General features: G+C 73.7%; 17 protein-coding genes. 7 read left to right on the plus strand and 10 right to left on the minus strand.

From position 1 onward, the window contains the following. Positions 1 to 72 precede the first annotated feature (72 nt). A complete protein-coding gene (locus NJC10_RS03270; protein ID WP_319074555.1) occupies positions 73 to 735 on the minus strand; it encodes a Dps family protein in 663 nt (220 codons plus the stop codon). 327 nt (positions 736 to 1,062) lie between these two features. Here NJC10_RS03270 and dnaK point away from each other — a divergent pair, with 327 nt between their 5' ends. The 5 genes from dnaK (at position 1,063) to NJC10_RS03295 (ending at position 6,388) form a co-directional block, all read left to right on the plus strand. Continuing rightward, positions 1,063 to 2,919: a molecular chaperone DnaK gene (dnaK, locus tag NJC10_RS03275; protein WP_319074556.1), complete on the plus strand. Its 1,857-nt coding sequence runs from the start codon at positions 1,063 to 1,065 to the stop codon at positions 2,917 to 2,919. Between the two features lie 172 nt (positions 2,920 to 3,091). Next, positions 3,092 to 3,766: a nucleotide exchange factor GrpE gene (locus NJC10_RS03280; protein ID WP_319074557.1), complete on the plus strand. Its 675-nt coding sequence runs from the start codon at positions 3,092 to 3,094 to the stop codon at positions 3,764 to 3,766. A gap of 53 nt (positions 3,767 to 3,819) precedes the next feature. Then, complete coding sequence (locus NJC10_RS03285) at positions 3,820 to 4,800, plus strand: DnaJ C-terminal domain-containing protein (protein ID WP_248116332.1); 981 nt, start codon at positions 3,820 to 3,822, stop codon at positions 4,798 to 4,800. After that, the gene (locus NJC10_RS03290; RefSeq protein ID WP_319074558.1) at positions 4,797 to 5,387 is read left to right on the plus strand and encodes a heat shock protein transcriptional repressor HspR; all 591 of its coding nucleotides are present in this window, start codon (positions 4,797 to 4,799) and stop codon (positions 5,385 to 5,387) included. Before NJC10_RS03285 ends, NJC10_RS03290 begins: the two co-directional genes overlap by 4 nt. Next, positions 5,366 to 6,388 (plus strand): alpha/beta hydrolase, encoded by a 1,023-nt coding sequence (locus tag NJC10_RS03295; RefSeq protein ID WP_319074559.1) that lies wholly within the window; start codon positions 5,366 to 5,368, stop codon positions 6,386 to 6,388. Before NJC10_RS03290 ends, NJC10_RS03295 begins: the two co-directional genes overlap by 22 nt. On the opposite strand, the gene trmB is transcribed toward NJC10_RS03295, so the two are convergent. From trmB to NJC10_RS03315, 4 genes are all read right to left on the minus strand, one after another. Next, positions 6,373 to 7,347 carry a tRNA (guanosine(46)-N7)-methyltransferase TrmB gene (gene trmB / locus NJC10_RS03300; protein ID WP_319074560.1) on the minus strand — a complete coding sequence of 325 codons (975 nt, stop codon included), beginning with the start codon at positions 7,345 to 7,347 and terminating at the stop codon, positions 6,373 to 6,375. The genes NJC10_RS03295 and trmB overlap by 16 nt on opposite strands. Positions 7,348 to 7,372: 25 nt before the next feature. Continuing rightward, on the minus strand, positions 7,373 to 8,788 hold the full coding sequence (locus NJC10_RS03305; protein WP_319074561.1) for a polysaccharide deacetylase family protein: 1,416 nt from the start codon (positions 8,786 to 8,788) through the stop codon (positions 7,373 to 7,375). Positions 8,789 to 8,912: 124 nt separating this feature from the next. Continuing rightward, positions 8,913 to 10,346, minus strand: a complete 1,434-nt coding sequence (locus NJC10_RS03310) for a hypothetical protein (protein ID WP_319074563.1) — start codon at positions 10,344 to 10,346, stop codon at positions 8,913 to 8,915. 5 nt (positions 10,347 to 10,351) lie between these two features. Next, positions 10,352 to 11,107: a DedA family protein gene (locus NJC10_RS03315; protein ID WP_413466374.1), complete on the minus strand. Its 756-nt coding sequence runs from the start codon at positions 11,105 to 11,107 to the stop codon at positions 10,352 to 10,354. A gap of 146 nt (positions 11,108 to 11,253) precedes the next feature. On the opposite strand from NJC10_RS03315, the gene NJC10_RS03320 reads away from it, so the two are divergent. Beyond that, complete coding sequence (locus tag NJC10_RS03320) at positions 11,254 to 11,847, plus strand: hypothetical protein (RefSeq protein ID WP_319074565.1); 594 nt, start codon at positions 11,254 to 11,256, stop codon at positions 11,845 to 11,847. A 100-nt stretch (positions 11,848 to 11,947) separates the two neighbouring features. Here the strand turns inward: NJC10_RS03320 and NJC10_RS03325 are convergent, their stop codons facing one another. The 4 genes from NJC10_RS03325 to NJC10_RS03340 all read right to left on the minus strand — a co-directional run bounded on the left by NJC10_RS03325 (position 11,948) and on the right by NJC10_RS03340 (position 15,773). After that, on the minus strand, positions 11,948 to 12,814 hold the full coding sequence (locus NJC10_RS03325; RefSeq protein ID WP_319074568.1) for an amino acid ABC transporter ATP-binding protein: 867 nt from the start codon (positions 12,812 to 12,814) through the stop codon (positions 11,948 to 11,950). A 1-nt stretch (position 12,815) separates the two neighbouring features. Further along, positions 12,816 to 13,658 carry an amino acid ABC transporter permease gene (locus NJC10_RS03330; protein ID WP_319074569.1) on the minus strand — a complete coding sequence of 281 codons (843 nt, stop codon included), beginning with the start codon at positions 13,656 to 13,658 and terminating at the stop codon, positions 12,816 to 12,818. Next, on the minus strand, positions 13,655 to 14,476 hold the full coding sequence (locus NJC10_RS03335; RefSeq protein ID WP_319074571.1) for an ABC transporter substrate-binding protein: 822 nt from the start codon (positions 14,474 to 14,476) through the stop codon (positions 13,655 to 13,657). Before NJC10_RS03335 ends, NJC10_RS03330 begins: the two co-directional genes overlap by 4 nt. Before the next feature lie 97 nt (positions 14,477 to 14,573). Continuing rightward, entirely contained in the window at positions 14,574 to 15,773 is a 1,200-nt protein-coding gene (locus NJC10_RS03340; RefSeq protein WP_319074572.1) for a YihY/virulence factor BrkB family protein, read from the minus strand. Positions 15,774 to 15,923: 150 nt separating this feature from the next. Here NJC10_RS03340 and clpB point away from each other — a divergent pair, with 150 nt between their 5' ends. Continuing rightward, a complete protein-coding gene (gene clpB, locus NJC10_RS03345) occupies positions 15,924 to 18,527 on the plus strand; it encodes an ATP-dependent chaperone ClpB (RefSeq protein ID WP_319074573.1) in 2,604 nt (867 codons plus the stop codon). Between the two features lie 135 nt (positions 18,528 to 18,662). Here clpB and NJC10_RS03350 read toward each other — a convergent pair whose 3' ends face one another. Beyond that, on the minus strand, positions 18,663 to 20,072 hold the full coding sequence (locus tag NJC10_RS03350) for a M20/M25/M40 family metallo-hydrolase (RefSeq protein ID WP_298712553.1): 1,410 nt from the start codon (positions 20,070 to 20,072) through the stop codon (positions 18,663 to 18,665). Positions 20,073 to 20,221 lie beyond the last annotated feature (149 nt).

The raw sequence follows: 20,221 nt of genomic DNA on the forward strand, positions 1-20,221 counted from the left end.
ACGCGGAGGGGCCCCGCCGGAACGGATCCGGCGGGGCCCTCGCGCTGCCGGCGCAGGCCGGTCAGGGATGCGTCACTTCTTGTCGGACTTCTTCTTCGCGGCCGAATTGTCCGAGGCCTTGGCGTCGGACTTCTTGGCGCTGGACTTCTTCGCTGCGGGGGCCTTCTCGGCGCCGGCCACGCGCGCGGCCGCCTGGGTCTCGCTCGCGGCACCGGAGTGGCGGAGCACGCCGTCGCCGGTGGTGAGGAACGAGCGCATGAACCACTGGAACAGCTCGAGCTCGCCCACCTGGGCGATCAGCATGTCCTCGGACACCGGGTCGAGGTCGCCCACGGTCTCGACGGCGGTGCGGTGGTCGGTGACGACGCCGTCGTACACCAGGTCGAGCGCGGCCAGGTGCTCGAGGGTGCTCGCGCGGCCCAGCGAGTAGTCGTCCCACGTGCGGTCCGCCACGAGGACGCCGGGGGTGCCGGCGGGGGAGACGCCCAGGGTCGCGATGCGCTCGGCGACGACGTCCACCATGGCGCGGACCTTCTCGATCTGCGGGTCGAGCATCTCGTGGACGCCGATGAAGCCCGGGCCCACCACGTTCCAGTGCGCGTGCTTCAGGGTGAGCTGGAGGTCGTTGAGGGCGTGCAGCCGGCCCTGCAGGACCTCGGCCACGCGGTGGCCGTCCTCCACGCGCAGGCCGGGAACGGTGTAGGCGGCGTCGTCGTTCTTCTTGGCGTTGGCCACGATGGTGCTCCTTCGTCTCGATCGGGCGGCGCCGGAGGGCGCCGCATCGTCGCCTGAATCAACCACTCCGCGCGGGGGCGGCGCCAGCCCTGATCGCCCGCGGCAGGGCGAGGAGCCCCGTCCGACCTCCCCGGGAATGAATCCTCCGTGGAGCGCGTTGAACCGGACATCCGCAGAACATGAGTGAGGATGACTCACGTCCCTTGACACGCCGTCGCCGACGGTGGCAACCTGAGTCAGGAAGGCTCACGTCGGCCGGTTCGGACCCCCGGGTCCGGCCCAAGGGCGACGCGGCCGCCTCATTCGCAGACAGGAAAGGACCACCCCATGTCCCGTGCAGTCGGAATCGATCTGGGCACCACCAACTCCGTCGTCGCCGTCCTCGAGGGCGGCGACCCCGTCGTCATCGCGAACGCCGAGGGCGCCCGCACCACCCCCTCCGTCGTCGCGTTCTCCAAGGGCGGCGACGTCCTGGTCGGCGAGGTCGCCAAGCGCCAGGCCGTCAACAACCCCGAGCGCACCTACGCGTCCGTCAAGCGCCACATGGGCACGGACTGGACCACCGAGGTGGACGGCAAGAAGTACACCCCGCAGGAGATCTCGGCCCGCACGCTAATGAAGCTCAAGCACGACGCCGAGGAGTACCTGGGCGAGAAGGTCACCGACGCGGTGATCACCGTCCCGGCGTACTTCAACGACGCCGAGCGCCAGGCCACCAAGGAGGCCGGCGAGATCGCGGGCCTGAACGTCAAGCGCATCATCAACGAGCCCACCGCGGCGGCCCTGGCCTACGGCCTCGAGAAGGGCAAGGAGGACGAGCTCATCCTCGTCTTCGACCTGGGCGGCGGCACCTTCGACGTGTCCCTGCTCGAGGTCGCCAAGGACGAGGACGACTTCGCCACCATCCAGGTGCGCGCCACCTCGGGCGACAACCGCCTCGGCGGCGACGACTGGGACCAGCGGATCGTGGACTGGCTGCTCCAGCAGGCCAAGTCCAAGGGCGCGGACCTGTCCAAGGACAAGATCGCCCTGCAGCGCCTGAAGGAGGCGGCGGAGCAGGCCAAGAAGGAGCTCTCCTCGGCCACCTCCACCAACATCTCGCTCCAGTACCTCTCCGTGACCCCCGAGGGCCCGGTGCACCTGGACGAGCACCTCTCCCGCGCCAAGTTCCAGGACCTCACCAAGGACCTGCTCGAGCGCACCCGCAAGCCCTTCAACGACGTGATCAAGGAGGCCGGCGTCAAGGTCTCCGACATCGACCACGTGGTCCTCGTGGGCGGCTCCACCCGCATGCCGGCCGTCTCCGAGCTCGTGAAGGAGCTCACGGGCGGCAAGGAGCCGAACAAGAGCGTGAACCCGGACGAGGTCGTCGCGATCGGCGCCTCCGTGCAGGCCGGCGTGCTCGCCGGCGAGCGCAAGGACGTCCTCCTGATCGACGTGACCCCCCTCTCGCTGGGCATCGAGACCAAGGGCGGCGTGATGGCCAAGCTCATCGAGCGCAACACGGCCATCCCCACGAAGCGCTCGGAGACCTTCACCACGGCCGAGGACAACCAGCCCTCCGTGTCCATCCAGGTCTTCCAGGGCGAGCGCGAGTTCACCCGGGACAACAAGGCACTGGGCACCTTCGAGCTGACCGGCATCGCCCCGGCCCCCCGCGGCATGCCCCAGATCGAGGTCACCTTCGACATCGACGCGAACGGCATCGTGCACGTCTCCGCGAAGGACAAGGGCACCGGCACCGAGCAGTCGATGACCATCACGGGCGGCTCCTCGCTGTCCAAGGAGGACATCGACCGCATGGTCAAGGACGCCGAGGCCCACGCGGACGACGACAAGAAGCGCCGCGAGGCCGCCGAGCGCCGCAACCAGGCCGAGCAGTCCGCGTACTCCGTGGACAAGCTCCTGGCCGACAACGCGGACAAGCTGCCCGAGGACGTCAAGACCGAGGTCCAGGCCGACGTCGACGCCCTCAAGGCCGCCCTGGAGAAGCAGGACAACGACGACGAGGTCAAGGCCGCGTTCGAGAAGCTCCAGGCCTCCCAGGTGAAGATCGGCGAGGCGCTCTACGCCCAGCAGGGCTCCGAGCAGCAGGCCGACGCCGGCGCCGAGGCCCCCCAGGCCGAGGACGAGGACATCGTCGACGCCGAGGTCGTCGACGAGGACGACGAGAAGAAGAACTGACGCACCCGCGCCGTCGTCGGCGCCGGCGAGCCCTGCGGCCCGCCGGCCCGACGGGGCCCGCGACAGCACCGGTGGGCCGGTCACGGCGATCGCACGTCCGTGACCGGCCCACCGGCCTCTCACCCCAGACTTCCGGCGCGCACGGCGCGCCGACGCAGCGAAAGGACCCATCATGAGCGAGAACACCGCCGACCGCCCGGACGACGACCGGACCCCGGGCGAGCAGGGCTCCGAGGAGCAGGCCTTCACGTTCCAGGATCGCCGCCGGATCGACCCGGAGACCGGCCGCCCGCGCGGCGAGGCCGCCCCCGACGCCGAGCCGCAGGACGCGCCGGCCCAGGACGAGGGCGACGCCTTGGCCCAGGCCGCGCGCATCCTCGACGATGCCGGAGCCGAGGCCGGCGCGGCGCCGTCCGGGTCCTCCCGCGAGGCCGAGCTGGAGACGGACCTGCGCCGCCTGCAGGCCGAGTACGTGAACTACAAGCGCCGCGTCGACCGCGACCGGGACCTCGCGAAGGACCAGGGCGTCCTGAAGGCCGTTCTGGCGCTGATCCCCGTGCTGGACGACCTCGACGCGGCGCGGTCCGCCGGCGACCTGGCCGAGGGCCCCTTCGCCAAGATCGCCGAGAAGCTCGACTCCGCCCTCGCGGGCCTCGGCGTGCAGCGCCACGACCAGGAGGAGCTGGCGGGCGTCGAGTTCGACCCCGCGCTCCACGAGGCCGTCATGCGCCAGCCCCACCCCGAGATCCCCGCCGACCACGTGGTGCAGGTGTTCCGCAACGGCTACGTCCGGGACGGCCGCGTGCTGCGCGCCGCCCAGGTGATGGTCTCCGCCGGGGACGAGTGAGCCACGGCTGAACCGCACCGATCACCGCACCACGACGAACGAAGGGAGGCGCCATGGCCTCGCAGGATTGGATGGACAAGGACTTCTACGCGTCCCTCGGGGTGTCCAAGGACGCCTCCGAGGCCGACGTCAAGAAGGCCTACCGCAAGCTGGCCCGCACGCATCACCCGGACCAGAACCCCGGCGATGAGGCCGCGGAGAAGAAGTTCAAGGAGATCTCCGAGGCCTACGCGGTGCTCAGCGACCCCAAGGAGCGCCAGGAGTACGACGCCGTCCGCGCGATGGGCGGCGGCGCCCGCTTCACCGCCCCCGGCGGCGGGGCCGGCGGGGGCTTCGAGGACGTCTTCGGCGGGATGTTCGGCGGCGGCGCCGGACCCCGCGGCGCTCAGGCGGGCCCGGACCTGAACGACCTCTTCGGAGACATGTTCGGCGGGTTCGGCGGCCAGCCGGGCTTCGGGCCGGCCGGCGGCGGCTTCGGCCAGCAGCGACCCGCCAAGGGTGCGGACCGCACCGCCACCACCACCATCTCCTTCCGGGGCTCGATCGAGGGCACGACGGTCTCCCTGCGGGCGGCCGACGGGGAGGTCGTGGACGTCAAGGTGCCCAAGGGCATCCGGGACGGCCAGAAGGTCCGTGCCCGCGGCAAGGGCTCGCCGGGCGCGGCGGGCCGCGGCGACCTGATCGTCACCGTGAAGGTGCGCGAGCACGAGTTCTTCCACCGCGACGGCGACACCCTCCGCATCACCGTGCCCGTCACCTTCCCCGAGGCCGCGCTCGGCGCGACCATCGAGGTGCCCACCCTCGAGAGGACCGTGAAGGTCAAGGTCCCGGCGGGCTCCGCCTCGGGCAGGACCCTGCGCCTCAAGGGCCGCGGCGTCGAGACCTCGAAGGGCGCCGGGGACCTCCTGGTCGAGCTGCAGGTGGCCGTGCCCACCGAGCTCACCGACGAGGCGCGCGCCGCCGTCGAGGCCCTCGCTGCCGCCACCGCCGGCGACGATCCGAGGCGGGAGCTGGCCCGGAGGGCCGACTGGTGAGCGCCGGGCCCCGGCGCTCCGAGGCCGCCGACCGGGCCGCCCGCGACGCGCGGGAGCGCGGCGGCGAGTGGACCGCGCCCGTGTTCGTCATCTCCACCGCCGCGGCGATGACGGACATGCACCCGCAGACCCTGCGCCAGTACGACCGCCTCGGCCTCGTGGTGCCCCAGCGCCAGGGCGGGCGGCAGCGCCGCTACTCCCGCGCCGACGTCGAGCGCCTCCAGACCATCCAGGCGCTGAGCCGCGAGGGCGTCTCCCTCGAGGGGATCCGCCGGATCGTCGCCCTGCAGCGCGAGGTGGAGCAGCTGCAGGACACCGTGGTGGAGCTCGCCTCCCAGGTGGACCGACTGCACCAGGTCTCGCGGCTGGCCCGCGTGTTCACGGTGGGTGCCGCCGGTGACGTCTCGGCGCGCTACGCCGACCGCCGCTCGGGCGCCGGTCGCCCGGACGGCGTCGCCCCCGCGTCCGGAGCCGCGGAGCCGGGCACCCCGTCCGGCGCCGCGCGGCGCGGTGCGGCCGTGCGCGCCCTGCCCGCGGGCACCGCCCGTTCCCGCCGGATCCTCGCGTGGAACCCGCCGCAGGCCTGACGCCGCTGGCGTTCACGGCCCCGCAGCGCGCCGCCCGCCGGGAACGGCTGCGGGAGGACCTGGGCCGGAAGGACCGGTTCGACCCGCGGCGCCGCGCCGCGCTGGAGGGCCTCGCCCACGCGCTCGCCCCGGACTCCATGGACCGTGCCCTGCCGGCGCGCGAGCTGCTGGCCCACGACCTCGAGGGCCGCGGTGGGCCCACCGCGGCCGTGTGCGCTGGAGACCCCGCCACCGCCACCCATCTGACCTGGATGGTCTCCGGCATGGGCATCCGCCCGGACACCGCCCTGTGGGGCGCGGCGCACGAGGCCGCTCAGCTGGCCGCGGCCCAGCACGCGGCGGGGGCGCCCCGCCCCGTCGTCGTCGCGTGGCTGCGCTACCCTGCACCCGCGCCGTGGCGCGTGGTCCTCGACCGCCCCGCGCGGGAGGCCGGCCGGCAGCTCGCCGACGACGTCGCCGCGTGGTGGGCGCACCTGCACGCGTCGGGGCTGCGCGCCCGGGGCACCGCGGTGCACGGGGCCGTGGACGCCCACTCGTACGGCTCCCTCGTGGCGGGGCACGCCCTGCGAGAGCTCGACGAGCGGGGGCTCCTTCCGGCCGACTCCGCGGCCACCGATCCCACGCCCCACAGCGCGGAGCGCCCCGTCGAGACCCTCGTGGTGTCCGGGGCGGTGGGCCTGCCGCTCGCCCTCCTCTCGGGAGCCCGTGCGCTCGGCGCGGCCACCGGCCGGGTGTTCGAGGCCCGCGCGCCCGGAGACGTGCTCTCCCTCCTCGGCCGGCTCGGCGGGCTGCGGCAGGCCTGGCCCGGCGCCGTCGCCCTGCCCGTGGAACCCGTCCCGGGGATGGACGGGGCCGCCGTGCGCGGCCACGACACCTCGCGCTGGACGCCTGCGGCCGGCGACGACGCGCCGCGGGGCTACCGCGATCCGGGCTCCGTGACGCTCGCGGCCGCCGCCCGCGTCACCGCGGGCCAGCCGCTCGGCCTTCAGCGCCTCCGGTAGGCGAGGTCGAAGACGAGCCGGCCGGCGCGCTGGGACTTGGCCTCGAAGCTCGTGACGGGGCGGCCCTCGAACCGCGGAGCCCACCCGCCCTCGTGGTCCACCGGGTCCTCCGCCTCGCTCGCGGCCACGGCCTCCCCGAGTCCCGCGCGCAGGGGGCGCTCCTCGGCGGCCGCGTCCTCCCATCCGGCCGGCAGCGGCTGCGCGCCCACCTCGAGCTCGAGGCCCTCGCGGCGCACGCGGGTCAGCGGGGAGTCCTCCCCGGACGCGCGGCCCGGGAAGAGGTTCTCGAACTCGGGGTGGGCCTCCAGGACCTCGCGCATCTGCACGGCGTACCCGGACCAGTCGGTGGCCAGGCGCAGCACGCCGCCGGGGGCGAGCACGCGGGCCACGCGGTCCGCGAAGGCGGGGGAGACGAGGCGGCGCTTGTGGTGGCGCTTCTTGTGCCACGGGTCCGGGAAGAACACCCACACCTCCCCCACGGAGCCGGGCTCGAGCAGCTGGTCCAGCAGCTCGGGGGCGTTGGCCTCCACGGCCCGCACGTTGGTGAGCCCGCGGTGCTCCACCTGCGCCATGAGCGCCGCGAGCCCCGGCACGTACACCTCCACCGAGAGCACGTTCCAGTCCGGCCGGTCCGCCGCGCCCTGGGCGGTGGACTCGCCCAGGCCCGAGCCGACGTCCACGAGCAGCGGGGCCTCCCGCCCGAACACGGCCCCCCAGTCCAGGTGGGCGTCCGGGGACACGGAGGTGGCCGCCCGGTGGCGGGGGACGTCCACGAGCACGGTGTCCGCGAGGCGGTCCCACACGGCCTGCTTGCCGGAGGTGAGGCGGGCGCCGCGGCGGACGAAGGAGACCGGCTCCGTGCGGTGCAGCGCGGGGTCCTTCGCGGTGTTGTGGTCGTGCGGGTGGGCCGCGTCGGCGGACGGGGCGGGGGCGGCGTCGGGGGCGGTGTGCTCAGTCATCCGCACGATCCTCCCACGGCGGCGCTCAGGGGTGCAGGCCGGAGCCCGTCGTGTGACCGGCGGCCACGCCCCCCGTGATGCGGTCCACGGTCACGAACGTGTAGCCCTCCGAGCGCAGGTGCGCGATGACGACGGGGACGGCGTCCACGGTGGTGGAGTGGATGTCATGCATCAGCACGATCCCGCCCGGGCGGGCCCCCGCCTTCACGGCGGCGAGGGTCTGTGCGGGGCTGCGGTGCTCCCAGTCCCGGGTGTCCACGCTCCAGGTGACCGATCCCGCGCGGGGCAGCCCGCCGAGGGTGGCCAGCACCGACTCGTTCAGCGCCCCGTAGGGGGCGCGCACGGTGCTCGGGCTGACGCCGGCCGCGCGGACGGCGGCGTCCGTGGCCGCGATCTCCTGGCGCACCTGCCCGGCCGTCAGCGTCGTGAGGTTGGGGTGGGTGTAGCTGTGGTTGCCCACCTGGTGGCCCTCCGCCGCCATGCGGGCGATCATCGCGGGGTTGAGCTTCGCGCTCTGCCCCACCACGTAGAAGGTGGCCGGGACCTGCTCGGCGGAGAGGACGTCCAGGAGGCGGCCGGTGTGCCGGCTCGGGCCGTCGTCGAAGGTGAGGGCGATGCACCGGGTGACGGCGCAGTCCACCGGGGCCTGGCGCACGGGGCCGGCGGGCGCCGGGGCCGTGGAGGGCTGCGGCGCCGCCGAGGTGGAGCTCGCAGGGGCCGAGGCGCTCGGCGCCGAGGAGCCGGGGGCGGTCGCACTCGTGCCGGCGGACGCGCTCGGCGCGGCCGGGCGAGGGGAGGCGGGCTGCTGCACGGGCGCGGGGCGCACGTCCTGCGGTGCGATCCGCTCGACGGGGATCACGGGCTTCGGGGTGGCCACGGCGACCGGCGTGTCCTCGGGAGCGACGCCGGGCTTCGGACCGCCGAGGTCCTGTGCGGCGGGGACCACGCGGTCCTGCGCGACGACGGGTGCCGGGCGGTCCTGGGTGCGGGCGTCCGCACCGGGGCGCGTCGGCGACGCCGACGAGGCGGGTGCGGAGGCGTCCTGCCGTCCCTCGGCGGAGGAGCCGCGCTCGTCCTGGCCCTCGGCCGACCCGGCGGAGGAGGACTCGGCGGCACCGCGTGCGTCCTCGGCCTCCTCGGCATGCGTCGCGGCCGACGTCGACTCCTGGCCCGCGCCGGTGTCGTCCGACTGAGGGGCGGCGGCGGACGTGGACGGTGCGCTGCTGGTCATCGCGGAGGACGTGCTGCTGCCTGACGCGGACGGGGACGACGACGCGGACTCCGGGCTCGGGGTGCCGGTCGCAGGGCTCGTGGCGGCCGCGGAGTCCGCGGCGGCCTGGGGAGCGGGTGCGTCGCCTCCGTCGGGGCCGCCGCACGCCCCGAGGGCCAGGGTCAGTGCGAGGAGGGCGGCACAGAGGCGCGGGCGGGACGTCGAGGTCATGGGCGGGCTCACACTCTTCGAGGATCAGCGCGCGAGGACGGGGCTCAGCGCGAGGGGAGGTCGGCCTCCCGGCCGACCTCCCCATCCTGCCAGGCCGGGGGCGATGCCTCCGGCCTCCCTCACGTCACGATGTGGACACGATCGTGGGCGACGTCTCGGCGGTCGCCGGGGCGGCGGAGTCCGCGGGCGCGTCGGACGCGCTCGGCTCGGGCAGCGGCGTCACGTCGGAGGTGGGCTCCGGCGGCAGCGTGGAGTCGGACGGCTCGGGGGTGCCGGGATCCGACGTCGGCGCGTCCGTGGGCGTGTCCGACGGCGTCGGGGAGCTCGACGTCGAGGGCTCGGGGGTGCCGGGTGCGCTCGTGGTGCCCGGTGTGGGCGCCGACGTCGGGCGCGTGGGGCCGGAGGGCGACGAAGGCACGTCGCTGCTCGGCGCGGGGGAGCTGCCCGGCTGCGTCGTCGGCGCAGAGGAGCCGCTCGGCGTGGTGCTCGTGGCGCCGGTGCCGGGTGTTCCTGTGGACGACGGGTCGGGGGCAGGGGCCGCCGAGGTCGGCTCGTCGGTGTCCGCGGGGGTGGGGTCCGGCCGGGTCGGCGCGGTCTCCGTGGGGTCGCTCGAGGTCTCCGCCGGCGGCCGGGGGGCCTCGCTCGTGGCGGGAAGCGGCGGGGGCACGGGCACGGCCGTGGTGGAGGGCGCCTCCGAGGAGCCCGCCGGGGAGGACGAGGCCTGCGGGAGGCGGACGGCGGCGGGCGTCCGAGCCGCGTCCTGGGCCGTGCGGCCCAGCTCGGAGAGCCAGGGCCGCACCGTCTCGGAGGGGATGCGGGCGGTGAGCACGCCTGCCGCGGCGGGTGCGAGCGCCGCCTGGTCGACCTCGAGGAGGGCGCTGCCGTCCGGCAGGAGCACCACCGCGTCCCAGATGCGGCGGTTCTCGGCCTGGTCCGGGGCCTCGACGGCGGAGGTCAGCCGCTCCTGCACGATGTCCGGGTCGTTCGCCATGCGGTCGCGCACCTCGGCGCGGAACGCGGTCCAGCCCTCGGCCGTGAAGAGGTCCGACGTGGCCAGCACGCGGTCCTCGCGGGCGGAGTACCAGCTGGCCTGGGAGGAGGACACGGACTCCGTCCCGCGCTTCTCGGTGGAGAGCAGGCGGACGGCGGCGATGTCCTGCCCCGCCACCGCGAGGCGCGGCTGCACCTCGAGGGAGGGGTCGGCGGAGAGGTCCGTGTCCCGCTGATAGGCCTCGACCTGGGCGCGCACGTCTGCGGCCATGGCGTCGGTCCAGGAACGGGCGCCGGGCACCTCGAGCCAGGCGCCGTGGAACTCGGGGCTCTGCCCCTCGATCGCGGACATGGAGGCGCCGGGCACGAGCGCGAGGTCCAGGTCCGGGATGTCCAGCGTGAAGGGCGCCATGTCCATGGGCGGCAGCTCGGAGGCGCTCGCGGCGGTGGGGGCGGGAGCCCCGTAGGGGTCGTTCCCGCCGCATGCGGTGAGGGCGAGCAGGGCCGCGGCGGCGAGGCCGAGGCCGGCCCGGCGTCGGGCGGCGAGGCGGGGAGTGGAGTGGGTCATGCAGATCACTTCCGGTGGTCGGTGGAGCTGAGGGCGGCGTCCATGCGGGCGGCGGCCTCGTCCGGGCTCGGGGCCCGGAAGTTCGGATCGCGGCGGCGGCGCAGGTCGCGCCGCACGCGCAGCAGGACCCAGACCACCAGGGCGAGGACGATGAGCGCCATCACCACGGTGGAGAACAGGTCCGCGTAGTCGGAGATCACGTGGTACTGGGCGCCCAGGACGTAGCCCCCGTAGATGAACAGGGCGTTCCAGAGCAGCGAGCCCAGGGCCGTGTAGAGGGTGAAGAGGCCGAGGTGCATGCGCTCGATGCCCGCCGGGATGGAGATGAGCGAGCGGAACACGGGGATCATGCGGCCGAGGAACACGGACCAGTACCCGAACCGGCCGAACCAGCGCTCGGTGCGCTCGACGTCCTCGATGTCCACCAGGGGCATCCAGTTCGCGATCCGGTACAGGCGGCGTCGTCCGAGCCACGCGCCGATCCCGTAGAGGGCGAGCGCGCCGACGACGGAGCCGAGGGTGGCCCACAGGAGGGCGGCGTGCGGGCTGAAGGCGCCTCCGGCGGCGGTGAAGCCGGCCAGGGGCAGGATCACCTCGGAGGGGATGGGCGGGAAGATGTTCTCCGCCAGCACGGCCACGCCCACGCCGACCGGGCCGATGGCCTCCATGATGCCGACCACGACGTTGCCGAGCCATCCGTAGTCCACGGCCCCCTCGGCGGGGGCGACGGCCAGGAGCGCGGGGGTGAGGGAGGAGAGCATGGGAGACATTCTCCCCCATCGGCGGGGAGAGGGGACCCGGACGGCGGGGGGAGGGGTTGGTAGGGTGAGCGTGCTGACCGCTCTATTCGACTGTTCGCGCCACATTCCCATCCCTGTGCCGCGGGCCCCACTGGAAGGAAGACTCCATGAGCATCGTCCAGATTCCGCTGCGCCTGGCCTCCGGCGCGTTCATCCTCAACTCCGGCCTCGGCAAGCGCCAGCTCTCCGACGAGCAGGCCGCCTACATCCGTGACATGGGCGCCAAGGGCGTGCCCACGCTGGCCCAGCTCTCCCCGGCCCAGTTCAAGAACTTCATCGTGGCCTCCGAGGTCGGCGTGGGCGGCGCGCTGCTGCTGCCCCTCGTCCCGGGCTGGCTCGCCGGCGCCGCGCTGACCGCCTTCTCCGGCGGCCTGATGTCCATGTACCTGAACACCCCGGAGATGACCGAGGACGACGGCGTCCGCCCCTCGCAGGAGGGCACCTCCGTGGCCAAGGACGTGTTCCTGGTGGGCTCCGGCCTCGCCATCATGTCCGACTCCGTGGCCAACCGCCCCGGCAAGCGCCGCAAGGCCGCCAAGAAGCGGGCGACGCGCATCGAGTCCGCCCGTGACGCCAAGGTCCAGGCCATCCGCGAGGCCAAGGACGAGAAGGTGGCCGCCATCTTCGCCGCGCGCGACGAGCAGACCGCCGCGCTGCGCGACGCCCGCGAGGAGCTGAAGAAGCTGCGCAAGAAGGCCTGATCCTTCCCGCACGCCGAGAACGAGGGCCCCGGGCCCGGACCGTCTGGTCCGGGCCCGGGGCCCTCGTCGCCGTGCCCGGTGCCTCAGCGGCCCCTCATCGTCAGAGGTCGATCTCGGTGGGGTGCAGCACGCGACGCAGGAAGTCCTGGGTGCGCGGCTGCTGCGGGTCGGCGATCACGGCGGAGGCGGGCCCGGACTCCACCACGACGCCGCCGTCCATGAACACCACCCGGTCCGCGACCTCGCGGGCGAAGCCCATCTCATGGGTCACCACGAGCATGGTCATGCCCTCGCGGGCGAGCTGGCGCATGATCGCCAGGACCTCGCCCACGGTCTCCGGGTCCAGCGCGGAGGTGGGCTCGTCGAAGAGCATGAGCTGCGGGTCCATGGCCAGGGCCCGGGCGATCGCCACGCGCTGCTGCTGGCCGCCGGAGAGCTGGTCCGGGTAGCGGGCCTCGAGCTCCGCCAGGCCCACGCGCGCGAGCTGGCGGCGCGCCACGGCCTCGGCCTCGGCCCTGTTCCGCTTGAGGACCTTGACCTGGGCCACGGTGCAGTTCTCCAGCACGGAGAGGTGGGGGAAGAGGTTGAACTGCTGGAACACCATGCCCACATGGCGGCGCAGGACGTCCAGGTCCACGTCCGGGTCCGTGACGTCGAACTCGCCGACCGTCACCGTGCCCGAGTCCGGTGTCTCGAGCAGGTTGACGCAGCGCAGCAGGGTGGACTTGCCCGAGCCCGAGGGGCCGATGAGGCACACCACCTCGCCCGGGCCCACCTCGAGGTCGATCCCGCGCAACACGTGGTTGCTCCCGTAGGACTTGTTCAGCCCCGCGATCCACACGCCCGCGGCGTCGACGGCGGGGCCGTCATCGGTGGGGGAGGCCGCCGTCACGGGCGTCGAGGGAGAGGACTCGGCGGCGGTCGGCGCGGCGGTGCGGGCGTCGTCGTGGGGGTACGGGTGGCTCATCTCAGCGCCCCTTCCGGGCAGAGCGGGACTCGAAGCGGCGCGCCAGCATCGAGAGCGGGACGGTGATCACGAGGTAGCACAGGCCCGCCACGAGGATCGGGGTCATGCCGGCGTCGAGGGCCGAGATGCCGTCGCGGCCGAACTTCGTGAGCTCGTACTCGTGGGCGGCCAGGCCGAGCACGTACACGAGGGAGGAGTCCTTCGTGAGGAGGATGACCTCGTTGGTGAGCGGCGGCAGCACGATCCGGAACGCCTGGGGGATGACGATGGTCACCATGGCGCGCCAGTGCGGCATGCCGAGCGAGCGGGCGGCCTCCATCTGGCCCTTCGGCACGGCCTGCAGGCCCGCGCGCAGGGTCTCCGCGATGTACGCGGCGGCCACCATGCCCAGGGCCAGCATGACGACGACGGGGATCGGCCAGGTGATCCCGAACGCGAAGGGGACGCCGTAGCCGAACGCCAGGAAGACGAGCAGGGCCGGCACGCCGCGGAAGAACTCGATGTACGCGGTGGCGAGCCAGCGGTAGGGGGCGAACGAGCTCATCCGCATCAGGGCCAGCAGGATGCCGCCCAGGAGGCCGACCACGAAGGCCGTCGCCGTGTAGAAGAGCGTGTTGCCCAGCCCGACGAGGATCACGTTGGGGAACAGGGGGGCCGCGGCGGCGAAGTTCAGGACGTTCTCGCCGATCGCCTGCCAGTCCATGGCCAGGGCGAGGGCCACCAGCGCGAGGACGAAGACGGAGGCCTGGATCGCCACGGAGCGGGTGCGACGCCGACGCGCGCGCCCCGGCGTCGGGGACGCCTCGCGGGCGGCGGTGGCCGGGACGGGGGTCTGCGTGCTCATCGGTAGTCCTCCTGGGCGAGGCCGAACCAGCGTTCCTGGAGCTCGGCGAGCGTGCCGTCGTTGCGCAGCGTGAGGAGCGCGCGGTTCACGGCGGAGCTGAGCTGCGCCTTCTGCGGGGAGACGGCCATGCCGAGCTGTTCGCCGGTGGGCAGGGACTCGACCACCTCGAAGCGGTCGTCGTCCTTGAGCGTGTACAGGAGAACGGACTGGTTGCCCAGCAGGGCGTCCACCGTGCCGGCCTGCAGCGCCTGGATCTGCACGCCGCCGTCCTCGAACTGGACGGGGCTCAGGCCGTTCTCCTGGGCGTACTCCTCGCCGGTGGTGGCGGCCTGCACGCCCACGCGCTTGCCCTGGGCCGACTCCACGGACGTGATGCCCGAGCCCTTCCGCGCCATGAGGACGAGGTCGTCGTCGAGGTAGGGGAGGGTGAAGGCCATGACGCGCTGGCGAGGCTCGGTGATGGAGATCGAGGACGTGTTCAGGTCGCAGCCGGTGAGCGAGGCGCCGGACTCGATGGCCTCGAAGGAGGAGTCGATCACGTTCAGCCCGAGGCCGAGCTCCTCCGCGACCGCCTCCACGAGGTCGATGTCATAGCCGGTGAGCTCGCCGTCCTGCTCGAACTCGAACGGTGGGTAGGGGATGTCCGAGCAGACCGTGAGCGTCCCCGGGGAGACGAGTCCGTACGTGGAGGACAGGTCGGCGTCGGAGACGACGCCGGCCGTTCCGGCGTCGCCGCCGATCACGGCGCAGCCGCTGAGGGCCAGGGCGCCGACGCCGAGCGTCAGCGCGCCGACCGCGCGGGATGGGGTGCGGAGCATGGGGGAGCCTTCCGGGGCGGGCCGTGGGGTGCAGGCCGTGTGAACTGGAGCACATCCTAGGCGTCCGGCGGACCGAGGTCGCCTCCCTGTCGGTGTGTCACGCGGAGCCGCGGCCGCGCGGTTCAGGGACGACGACGTCCTCGCCCAGGTGCGCCTCGTCCCGGAGCGGCGAGGCGTGGAAGGGGCGGCCGGAGCTGAGGTCCTCGGGGCGGCGGCCCGGTGCCTCCACCGCGAACGGGTGGCCGGCCTCCGTGAGCATCCGCGTGCGCTCGGCCGTCAGCGGCTCCCCGGAGAGGACCGCGGCGCACACGAGCGCGGCGAGCTGCTGGTCCCGCTCCTCCTGACGCTCCGCCATCTCGAGCACGCGGGTGTGGCGGGTGGCCAGCTGGATCTCCGCGGAGGCGTCCACCCCGACGGCGACCTGGCGGGCGCGCAGTCGCTCCGCGTCGTACGCGGCCCCCGCCACGAGGACCATGCAGGCGGCCCAGGCGAGGCCGAGCACGCCGATCACGGAGTTGATCCGTCCCACGAGCTCGAACTGGCCGAAGGTGGCCGTGATCCAGCCGAGGGCGAGGGTGGCGCCGAAGAGCAGGCAGACCGTGATCACCCCGCCGGAGGAGAAGGGACGGTAGCGCGGGGAGCGGACGTTGGGGCCGAGCCGGTAGGCGAGGGTGACGGCCAGGGCCAGGATCGCGAGGATGACCGGCCACTTCCCGATGTTCCAGACCTGCACGGCCACCCGCGGCAGGCCGATGAGCTCCCCGAGGAGCTCGGCGAGGTCTCCGCCCAGGATCACGAGGCCGACGACCACGACGGTGCCGGCCAGGACCGCGAGGGTCTCGAGGAAGATGACGAGCCGGAAATGGGGGAGGAGGCGACCCTCCCGGGTGTCGTGGATGCGGTGCATCGCGCGGTGGAAGGCGGCCACGGCGCCGGACGCGGAGAAGACCGCGCCGAGCAGGCCCAGCGTGAAGGCGACGACGCTCGTGTTCGAGGCGTGGAGGGAGAGGAGCCACGCCTGCACGTCCTCCTGCGTGAGGGTGGGCCACAGGTCGGCCGCGAGCGTCGCGACGGTGCGCACGGTCTCCTCCTCCACGCCCAGCACCGACACGAGGGCGAGGAGGGCGACGCCCATGGGGAGCAGGGACAGCGCGCCGAAGAAGCTCATGGCGGCGGCCACGTCCCACACCTGGAGATCCATGAGGCGGTGGAAGGTGCGGCGGATGACGTAGAGGAGGGAGAGCCGCGGGTGCTCGTACGTGCGGGGATCGCGGAGCGCTGCGGTGGAGCCGGCCATGGGGTCAACGGTAGTGGGCGCCGGCGGGAATACAGCCTGGCCGCCCATGGTTGAGTTGATTAGACTCAACTTTGCCGGGGCGGTGGATCAGGCCTCCGCGCGGCGGTTGCCCAGACACCCCCGTCGTCGGGGAGGAAAGGAGCGAGGCACATGGATGCCAAGTTCACCACCAAGAGCCAGGAGGCGCTCTCGGCCGCGGCCATGAACGCCTCCACCGCCGGAAATCCGCAGGTGGAGCCGGCCCATCTCCTCAAGGCCCTCATGGACCAGCGGGAGTCCGTCGCCGTCGCGGTGCTGAAGGCCGCGGGCGCGGACCCGGACGTCGTCTCCACGGCCGCGTCCTCCGCCATCCGCCGCCTGCCCTCCTCCAAGGGCTCCACCGTGGCGCAGGCACAGCTCTCCCGCGCCGGCCTGCAGGTGGTGCAGAACGCGCGCACCGAGGCCGAGCAGCGTCAGGACGACTTCGTCTCCACCGAGCACCTGCTCCTCGGCCTGGCCGGGGACGCGGGCGAGGCCGGGGAGGCCCTGCGCTCCGCCGGAGCCACCGCCGAGGCGCTCGCGGCTGCCCTCACCGCCGTCCGCGGGGACACCCGTGTGACCTCCCCGGATCCGGAGAACACCTTCCAGTCGCTGGAGAAGTTCGGCACGGACCTCACCGAGGTCGCCCGCTCGGGCAAGCTCGACCCCGTGATCGGCCGCGACTCGGAGATCCGCCGCCTCGTGCAGGTGCTCTCGCGCCGCACCAAGAACAACCCCGTGCTCATCGGCGAGCCGGGCGTCGGCAAGACCGCCGTCGTCGAGGGCCTGGCCCAGCGCATGGTGGCGGGCGACGTGCCCGAGTCGCTGCGCGGCAAGCGGCTCATCAGCCTGGACCTCGGCGCGATGATCGCGGGCGCGAAGTACCGCGGCGAGTTCGAGGAGCGGCTCAAGGCGGTGCTCGAGGAGATCAAGGCGTCGGACGGCCAGGTGGTCACGTTCATCGACGAGATCCACACCGTGGTGGGAGCGGGTGCCTCCGAGGGCGCCATGGACGCGGGCAACATGCTCAAGCCCATGCTGGCCCGCGGCGAGCTGCGCCTCATCGGCGCCACCACGCTGGACGAGTACCGCGAGAACATCGAGAAGGACCCCGCGCTGGAGCGCCGCTTCCAGCAGGTGTACGTGGGCGAGCCGTCCGTGGACGACTCGATCGCGATCCTGCGCGGCCTGAAGGAGCGCTACGAGGCGCACCACAAGGTGGCCATCGCGGACTCGGCGCTCGTGGCCGCCGCGACCCTCTCGGACCGCTACATCACGGGCCGCCAGCTGCCGGACAAGGCCATCGACCTCGTGGACGAGGCCGCCTCGCGCCTGCGCATGGAGATCGACTCGGCCCCCGTGGAGATCGACGTCCTGCGCCGCCAGGTGGACCGCATCACCATGGAGGAGCTCGCCCTCGACGGCGAGACCGATCCGGGCTCGGTGGAGCGCCTCGAGGGGCTGCGCGCCGAGAAGGCGGACCGCGAGGAGGAGCTGCGCGCCCTCACCGCCCGGTGGGAGGCCGAGAAGGCCTCGCTCAACGAGGCCGGCGACCTGCGCGCCAAGGTGGACGAGCTGCGCTCGCTCGCCGAGAAGGCCCAGCGCGACGGCGACCTCGCCGAGGCCTCGCGCCTGCTGTACGGCGAGATCCCGGCGCTGGAGAAGCAGCTCGAGGAGGCCGACCGCCGCGCCGAGGAGGCACCCGAGGACGAGGTCTCGCCGATGGTGTCCGAGCAGGTCACCGCGGACGACATCGCCGAGGTCATCTCCGCGTGGACCGGCATCCCCGCCGGGCGCATGCTGGCCTCCGAGTCGGAGAAGCTGCTCACCATGGAGGAGCACCTCGGGGAGCGGCTGATCGGGCAGAGGGCCGCCGTCGTCGCCGTCTCGGATGCGGTGCGCCGTGCCCGCGCCGGCATCTCGGACCCCAACCGCCCCACCGGCTCGTTCCTCTTCCTGGGCCCCACGGGCGTGGGCAAGACCGAGCTCGCCAAGGCGCTCGCGGAGTTCCTCTTCGACGACGAGCGCGCCATGGTGCGCATCGACATGTCCGAGTACTCGGAGAAGCACGCCGTGTCCCGCCTGGTCGGCGCCCCTCCCGGGTACGTCGGCTACGACGAGGGCGGCCAGCTCACCGAGGCCGTGCGGCGGCGCCCGTACTCCGTGGTGCTGCTGGACGAGGTGGAGAAGGCCCATCCCGAGGTCTTCGACATCCTGCTCCAGGTGCTCGACGACGGCCGCCTCACCGACGGCCAGGGCCGCACCGTGGACTTCCGCAATGTGATCCTGATCCTCACGTCCAACCTGGGCAGCCAGTTCCTGGTGGACCCGTCGATGCAGGAGCAGGCCCGCAAGGACGCCGTGATGAACGTGGTCCGCGGGGCGTTCAAGCCGGAGTTCCTCAACCGGCTGGACGAGGTCGTCCTGTTCGACGCGCTCGGCGTGGCCGAGCTCGCGAAGATCGTGGACCTGCAGGTGGACGCGATGCAGGAGCGGCTCACCGGCCGCCGCCTGAACCTCGAGGTCACGGACGCGGCCCGCGAGTGGCTTGCCCTGACCGGGTTCGACCCGGCGTACGGCGCCCGCCCGCTGCGCCGTCTCGTGCAGCGGGAGATCGGCGACCGGCTGGCCCGCGGCCTGCTGGGCGGCACGATCGCCGACGGCGACACGGTGCTGGTGGACCGTGCCGAGGGCGCGGACGCCGACGGGCTGAGCGTGGAGGCGCGCCGGGGCTGAGGTGCCGGCGTCGTCATCGTCGCCTCCGCCGACGGACGAGTCGACGCTTTCTGCGGCTGCCCCGAGCGGGAGGTCGCGAAAAGCGTCGACTCGTCCGTGTCCGTGTCCGTGTCCGTGTCCGTGTCCGGGACGGCGTCAGCGGGCGCCGAGCGCGTCGGCGTCCTGCTGGAGCGTGCCCACCAGGTGCGCCACCGCGCGGGCCGTGTGGGTCAGCGTGGTGAACGAGACGTTGGCGAGGTCGTCCTGAGGCGTGTGGTAGTTGTCGTCGTGGAGGGACAGCAGGCCCGTGGCCGGGATGCCGGCCTCCACGAACGGGGCGTAGTCGGAGCGGCCGTTGCTCCCCTCCGCCTGATGCGGATGGCCGTCCCGGTCCAGCTGCGCGCCGAGCAGCGCCTCCGCGCCGATCGACCAGTCCGCGGTCAGCACCCCGAGGGCGTTCTGGTGGTCCAGCGGGGCCACCATGTCCAGGTTCGTGTAGACGGTGATCGCCTCGCGCTCGGCGGCGGAGAGCGAGTCCACGTAGTGCGTCGAGCCCAGCAGGCCGATCTCCTCGGCGCCCCACAGGGCGAAGCGCACCTTCGACTCGGCCTTGTTGGCCTTGGCCGCCTGGCGGGCCACCTCGAGCACGGTGGCGGCGCCCGAGGCGTTGTCGTGGATGCCCGGGCCGGCCGGCACGCCGTCGAGGTGCGCGCCCACCAGGACGACGTCGTCGTCGCTTCCCGTGCGCGTCTCGGCGAGCACGTTCCAGGTGGGGCGCTGCTCCACGAGCTGCTCGAGGTCCAGAGTGACGTTCGCGCCGCTGGCCCGGACCTGGGCCAGCAGCTCCTGGCCGAGCTCGCGGGTGACGCCCACCGTCCCGACCGTGCCGGCCGCGTCCGACCCGAGCGTGCCGTTGAGCGCGCCGTCGGCGTTGTTGTAGACGATCACGGCCTCGGCGCCGGCCGCGGCGGCCGCCTGGGACTTCTGGGCGAAGGAGCACGTGCCGCGCGAGACGAGCGCGACCTGCCCGGTCAGGTCCGTCCCGGCCCAGTCGGCCGGGGTGCAGGCGGTGGCCTCGCCCGCGGGGGCCGCCAGCGGGGCCGCGGCCACGTGGGCCGAGGGGGAGGAGGTGAAGACCGTGTGCTCGAGGTCGCGGGCCACGGGGCCTGACTGGGTCAGCACGTCCTCCAGGGTCTCCGTGTAGGTGATCTCGAACTCCTGCAGCTCGACGTCGTAGCCGGCCCTCTCCAGCTCGCCCACGGCGTGGTCCAGGGAGGCGCGGTAGCCAGGGGTGCCGGCCGCGCGGTTGCCGTGCTCCTGCGCGACGCCGGCGAAGGCCGCGACGTCGCGGCGCAGGTTCTCCTCGGAGATCGCGCGCACGAGCTTCTCCGGGGAGTTCGTGCTGCCGCCGGCGCGGTTCAGGCCCGGGCCGAGGCCGGCGGGGCCCGCGGCGGCCGGGTGGCCGGCAGGCACGTGAGCCGGGGCGGCGAGCGAGACGGGGGCGGAGGCGGAGGCGAGCGTGGCGGCCAGGGCGGCGGCGGCCAGCAGGGCGGGGGTGCGGCGCATGGGGTCCTCTGTTCGAGCGGTCCGGATGGGTGTGACGCTCGCAAGATAGCGCGGCCCGGGGGAGGCGGGCGAGGGCTCCGTCATGCCCGTCCCGCCGGACGGGCCACCGGCTCCGGCGGGGGAGACGAGTCGACGTCGCCCGCGGGATC

Origin of the sequence: Micrococcus sp. M4NT, assembly GCF_033790745.1 — a bacterium.
Lineage (GTDB): Bacteria > Actinomycetota > Actinomycetes > Actinomycetales > Micrococcaceae > Micrococcus.

Excerpts from the sequence above, each read along its gene's own strand:
- dnaK (WP_319074556.1), top strand. The coding sequence starts at position 1,063 with ATGTCCCGTGCAGTCGGAATCGATCTGGGCACCACCAACTCCGTCGTC.
- NJC10_RS03280 (WP_319074557.1), top strand. The coding sequence starts at position 3,092 with ATGAGCGAGAACACCGCCGACCGCCCGGACGACGACCGGACCCCGGGC.
- NJC10_RS03285 (WP_248116332.1), top strand. The coding sequence starts at position 3,820 with ATGGCCTCGCAGGATTGGATGGACAAGGACTTCTACGCGTCCCTCGGG.
- trmB (WP_319074560.1), bottom strand. The coding sequence starts at position 7,347 with ATGACTGAGCACACCGCCCCCGACGCCGCCCCCGCCCCGTCCGCCGAC.
- NJC10_RS03305 (WP_319074561.1), bottom strand. The coding sequence starts at position 8,788 with ATGACCTCGACGTCCCGCCCGCGCCTCTGTGCCGCCCTCCTCGCACTG.
- NJC10_RS03310 (WP_319074563.1), bottom strand. The coding sequence starts at position 10,346 with ATGACCCACTCCACTCCCCGCCTCGCCGCCCGACGCCGGGCCGGCCTC.
- NJC10_RS03315 (WP_413466374.1), bottom strand. The coding sequence starts at position 11,107 with ATGCTCTCCTCCCTCACCCCCGCGCTCCTGGCCGTCGCCCCCGCCGAG.
- NJC10_RS03320 (WP_319074565.1), top strand. The coding sequence starts at position 11,254 with ATGAGCATCGTCCAGATTCCGCTGCGCCTGGCCTCCGGCGCGTTCATC.
- NJC10_RS03325 (WP_319074568.1), bottom strand. The coding sequence starts at position 12,814 with ATGAGCCACCCGTACCCCCACGACGACGCCCGCACCGCCGCGCCGACC.
- NJC10_RS03330 (WP_319074569.1), bottom strand. The coding sequence starts at position 13,658 with ATGAGCACGCAGACCCCCGTCCCGGCCACCGCCGCCCGCGAGGCGTCC.
- NJC10_RS03335 (WP_319074571.1), bottom strand. The coding sequence starts at position 14,476 with ATGCTCCGCACCCCATCCCGCGCGGTCGGCGCGCTGACGCTCGGCGTC.
- NJC10_RS03340 (WP_319074572.1), bottom strand. The coding sequence starts at position 15,773 with ATGGCCGGCTCCACCGCAGCGCTCCGCGATCCCCGCACGTACGAGCAC.
- clpB (WP_319074573.1), top strand. The coding sequence starts at position 15,924 with ATGGATGCCAAGTTCACCACCAAGAGCCAGGAGGCGCTCTCGGCCGCG.
- NJC10_RS03350 (WP_298712553.1), bottom strand. The coding sequence starts at position 20,072 with ATGCGCCGCACCCCCGCCCTGCTGGCCGCCGCCGCCCTGGCCGCCACG.